General features: G+C 64.0%; 4 protein-coding genes. 2 read left to right on the forward strand and 2 right to left on the reverse strand.

The features are described from left to right. Nucleotides 1–1252 (forward strand): electron transfer flavoprotein-ubiquinone oxidoreductase (locus tag EN994_RS20410; RefSeq protein WP_164746034.1); only part of this gene is annotated, 1252 nt, incomplete at its 5' end. Nucleotides 1253–1380: 128 nt separating this feature from the next. After that, nucleotides 1381–1980, forward strand: coding sequence for a DUF922 domain-containing protein (locus tag EN994_RS20415; RefSeq protein WP_013532619.1), 600 nt, complete (start codon nt 1381–1383; stop codon nt 1978–1980). 4 nt (nt 1981–1984) lie between these two features. On the opposite strand, the gene EN994_RS20420 is transcribed toward EN994_RS20415, so the two are convergent. Continuing rightward, a complete protein-coding gene (locus EN994_RS20420; protein ID WP_013532618.1) occupies nt 1985–3031 on the reverse strand; it encodes an endonuclease/exonuclease/phosphatase family protein in 1047 nt (348 codons plus the stop codon). Nucleotides 3032–3102: 71 nt separating this feature from the next. Further along, nucleotides 3103–4192, reverse strand: a 1090-nt coding sequence (locus tag EN994_RS20425) for an AMP nucleosidase (protein WP_127307759.1), incomplete at its 5' end; no start/stop codon positions are given.

Raw genomic sequence — 4192 nt, forward strand, 5'->3', positions numbered from 1 at the left:
GCTCTACAATGAGCAAGGCGCCGTCACCGGTGTCGTTACCGGCGACATGGGCGTCGAGAAGGACGGAACGCACGGCCCGGGTTTCGCACCCGGCATGGCGCTGATGGGCAAATATGTGCTGATCGGGGAGGGCGCTCGCGGCTCGCTCGCCAAGCAACTGATCGCCAGATACAAGCTTTCCGATGGCCGCGAACCGGGCAAATACGGCATCGGCCTGAAGGAACTCTGGCAGGTCAAGCCGGAGAACCACCGGCCGGGGCTGGTCCAGCATTCCTTCGGCTGGCCGCTTGACTTGAAGACCGGCGGCGGCTCGTTCCTCTACCATCTCGAGGACAACCAGGTGGCGGTCGGCTTCGTCCTCCACCTCAATTACAAGAATCCCTGGCTGTCGCCGTTCGAGGAATTCCAGCGCTTCAAGACCCATCCGGCGATCGCGGCTACGTTCGAAGGCGGCAAGCGGCTGGGCTATGGCGCGCGCGCCATCACCGAGGGCGGCTGGCAGTCGGTGCCGAAATTGTCCTTCCCCGGCGGTGCGCTGATGGGCTGTGCCGCGGGCTTCGTCAACGTGCCGCGCATCAAGGGTTCGCACAATGCCGTGCTGTCCGGCATGCTGGCGGCCGAGCATGTCGCCGAGGCGATCGGCGCCGGGCGCGCCAACGACGAACTCGCGTCCTACGAGGAAGCCTGGCGCGCGACCGACATCGGCAAGGATCTGAAGAAGGTGCGCAACGTCAAGCCGCTGTGGTCGCGCTTCGGCACCATCGTCGGTGTCGGCCTTGGCGGCCTCGACATGTGGCTGAACACGCTGTTCGGTGTCTCGCCCTTCGGCACGCTGAAGCATGGCAAGGCCGACTACGCAACGCTCGAGCCTGCCGCCCGGCACAAGAAGATCGCCTATCCGAAGCCCGATGGCGTGCTGACCTTCGACAGGCTGTCCTCGGTGTTCCTGTCCAACACCAATCACGAGGAAAACGAGCCGGTCCACCTGCTTGTCGGCGACATGGAGCTGCAGAAGCGTTCCGAGCACGATGTCTTTGCGGGCCCCTCGACGCGCTATTGTCCGGCCGGCGTTTACGAGTGGGTCGATAAGGACGGCAACGCCGCCGCCGATCCCACGGCCAAGGATGTGCGCTTCGTCATCAACGCGCAGAACTGCGTCCACTGCAAGACATGCGACATCAAGGACCCGAACCAGAACATCAACTGGGTGCCGCCGCAAGGCGGAGAAGGCCCGGTCTATCAGGGCATGTAGGCCCGCGCCGGCCGCAGCGTGCAAAGGTCCCGACGATGGCTCGGGGTCTCCCGTGGCATGTGGAACATTAGAACTGTTGAAACTGCCGCGCGCTTATGGTTCCATTCCTTGACGATAAGGAGATGGCCATGCGCCTGACGGTTCTGGCATGCCTAGTGGCGATCGGTGCGCTGTTCGGTCTGGCTTCGGCGGCCTCGGCCGGCACCAGGGTGGTGGTCAAGACGCGGACCTACGACATCACCGGGAACACGGGGCTGGCGCTAGTCCAAGCTATGGACCGCAAGGGGCCGAAGCACGGCTTCATGACGCATGCCATCGCGCTGACCGGCTACGCTGTGGATTGGGACCTCGACACCAGCCAGGACAATGGCGTCTGCCGCTTGCGGCGTGCCAACGGCACGCTCAATCTCTTCTACACATTTCCGCGTGTCGCCTCGGCCACCACCCCGACGCTCCGGAAGCGCTGGACGCGGTTCTTCGCCGGCGTCCGCGCCCATGAGGAAACCCATGGCCGCATCGCCAGGGAGATGATGCGGGCCACGGAACGATCCATCTCCGGCCTCAGGATTGCCGACGACCGGTCCTGCTACAAGACACGTCGCGAGGCACAGCGACGCATCAAGGCCACCAATGCCGCATATGAGGCCAAGCAGCTCGCTTTCGATGCGCGCGAGCATCGCGACGGCGGCCATGTCCAGCATCTCGTCATCGCTTTGGTCAGGCCCTGATCCTTCAGCCTGGCGTCTTGCCGGCCTGGACAATGGCCGCGGTCGCGGTTTCATGTTCGTCGAGCGGCTTTTGCTGGTTCAGCCTGAGCGAGAACTCCACCATGACCGGGAGGTGATCCGAGCCGGTGTCTTCCAGCCGTGTCGCCGAATGGATAGTCACGCCGCCCTTGCTGAAAACCTGGTCGATCGGCAGGCCGGCGAAGCGCCGCAGGAAATCCGGCAGCCTGATGTGGATCCAGGTCGGGCCGGCGGAAGGCATGACGGTCAGCCCGCCAAGCGCCGCGACCCGCCGCACGGCGGCACTCCATGGGGCGGCATTGCAGTCGCCCGCCATGATGGCCGTCTCGCCGAGCGCGGAAAGCGGCTCCGTCAACTCGCCGATCTGCCAGTACTGCTCGCGTGGCCAGGGCCAGCTGAGATGGATCGCGGCGACATCGACGTCGATGCCGCCGAAGTCGACGGTCGCTGTCGCCATGGCACCACGCCTTTCGCAACGCGCCTCGGTGCCGGCGGCAAAGGGCCGCCGCGAGAGCAGCGCGACGCCGAATATCTTGTTAGGGTAAGGACAGAGGATCCGGTATGGATATGCGCTGCTGATATAGCCAAGCTCGGTCGCCCACATCGCCGACACCTCGTCCAGGGTGATCACGTCGGGATTGGTCCGGCCGATCAGCGACAGCACCTTCTTCGGGGTTGGATTGTCGTAGCGCAGGTTCATCTGCAGCAGCTTGTAGATCGCGCGGTCTTCGTTCTTGGCTTCATAGGCGGCCTGAACCGGCCACAAGCGGGAGAAGGACAGCGAGCCGGAAGTGGTGGCGAAGGCCGCCACGGCAAAAAGCAGTGCCACGGCCGCTTGCAGTCGAAATGTCGTGGCCAGCAGCGGCAACGCGCAAAGCGCCATCAGCACGGCAAGATGGACGCGGAAATGCGAGAAGGAATCGAAGGCGGGATGCAGCGTTCCGAAAAACCCGGCCACCAGCGCGATCGAACAGGCCAGCATTGCCAGGAATGCAACCGAAATCAGCAATGTCCCGAAGCCCGCTCTCTCCATGCCGCCTGCTTATCGGCAGTAATGCGGCTCAATCAAGATGACGAAATGCCCATGCGATGCGTGGAACCGGCCTACTGGAACGCCGTTTCCGAAAAACTTCTGAGCTTGCGCGAATGCAACCGCTCCATCGGCATTTCCGCGAGCTTCTCCATAGCCCTGATGCCGATGGTCAGGTGCTGCGCCACCTGGCGCTTGTAGAATTCGGTCGCCATGCCGGGCAGCTTCAACTCGCCATGCAGCGGTTTGTCCGAAACGCACAGCAGCGTGCCGTAGGGAACACGGAAGCGGAAGCCATTGGCGGCGATGGTCGCCGATTCCATGTCGAGTGCGATGGCGCGAGATTGCGACAGACGCTGTACCGGCCCACGCTGGTCGCGCAGTTCCCAGTTGCGATTGTCGATGGTGGCAACGGTGCCGGTGCGCATGATGCGCTTCAGGTCGTAGCCGGAAAGGCCGGTGACTTCGGCGACGGCTTCCTGCAACGCCACCTGGATCTCGGCCAGCGGCGGGATCGGCACCCAGACCGGAAGATCGTCGTCCAGCACGTGGTCCTCGCGCACATAGGCATGCGCCAGCACATAGTCGCCAAGCGCCTGGGTGTTGCGCAGGCCGGCGCAGTGACCGAGCATCACCCAGGCATGCGGCCTCAGCACCGCAATATGGTCGGTGATGGTCTTGGCGTTGGAAGGCCCGACGCCGATATTGACCATGGTGATGCCGCCATGTCCCGATTTCTTCAGGTGATAGGCCGGCATCTGCGGCAGGCGCGGCGGTGCAACGCCTTCGCTGGGCGCGCTCTGCCCGCCCTTGGTGATGACATTTCCCGGCTCGACGAACTCCGTGTATCCGCCGCCGCCATTGGCCATCAGGTCGCGGGCGCGGGCGACGAATTCGTCGATGTAGAACTGATAGTTGGTGAACAGCACGAAGTTCTGGAAATGCTGCGGCGTGGTTGCCGTATAGTGCGACAGCCGGTGCAGCGAATAGTCGATGCGCTGCGCCGTGAAGGGCGCCAGAGGCCTCGGCTCGCCGAAGGCGACTTCGAAGGTGCCGTTGGCGATCTGGTCGTCGGTGCCGTCGAGATCGGGCACGTCGAACAGGTCGCGGATCGGCCGCTTGATGCGCTCTGCCGTCGCGCCGTCGACATGGGTGCCTTCAAGG

Source organism: Mesorhizobium sp. M7A.F.Ca.CA.002.09.1.1, assembly GCF_003998555.1.
Lineage (GTDB): Bacteria > Pseudomonadota > Alphaproteobacteria > Rhizobiales > Rhizobiaceae > Mesorhizobium > Mesorhizobium ciceri.

What these genes read in the sequence shown, in the direction of transcription:
- EN994_RS20415 (WP_013532619.1), top strand. Translation starts at nt 1,381, where the DNA reads ATGCGCCTGACGGTTCTGGCATGCCTAGTGGCGATCGGTGCGCTGTTC.
- EN994_RS20420 (WP_013532618.1), bottom strand. Translation starts at nt 3,031, where the DNA reads ATGGAGAGAGCGGGCTTCGGGACATTGCTGATTTCGGTTGCATTCCTG.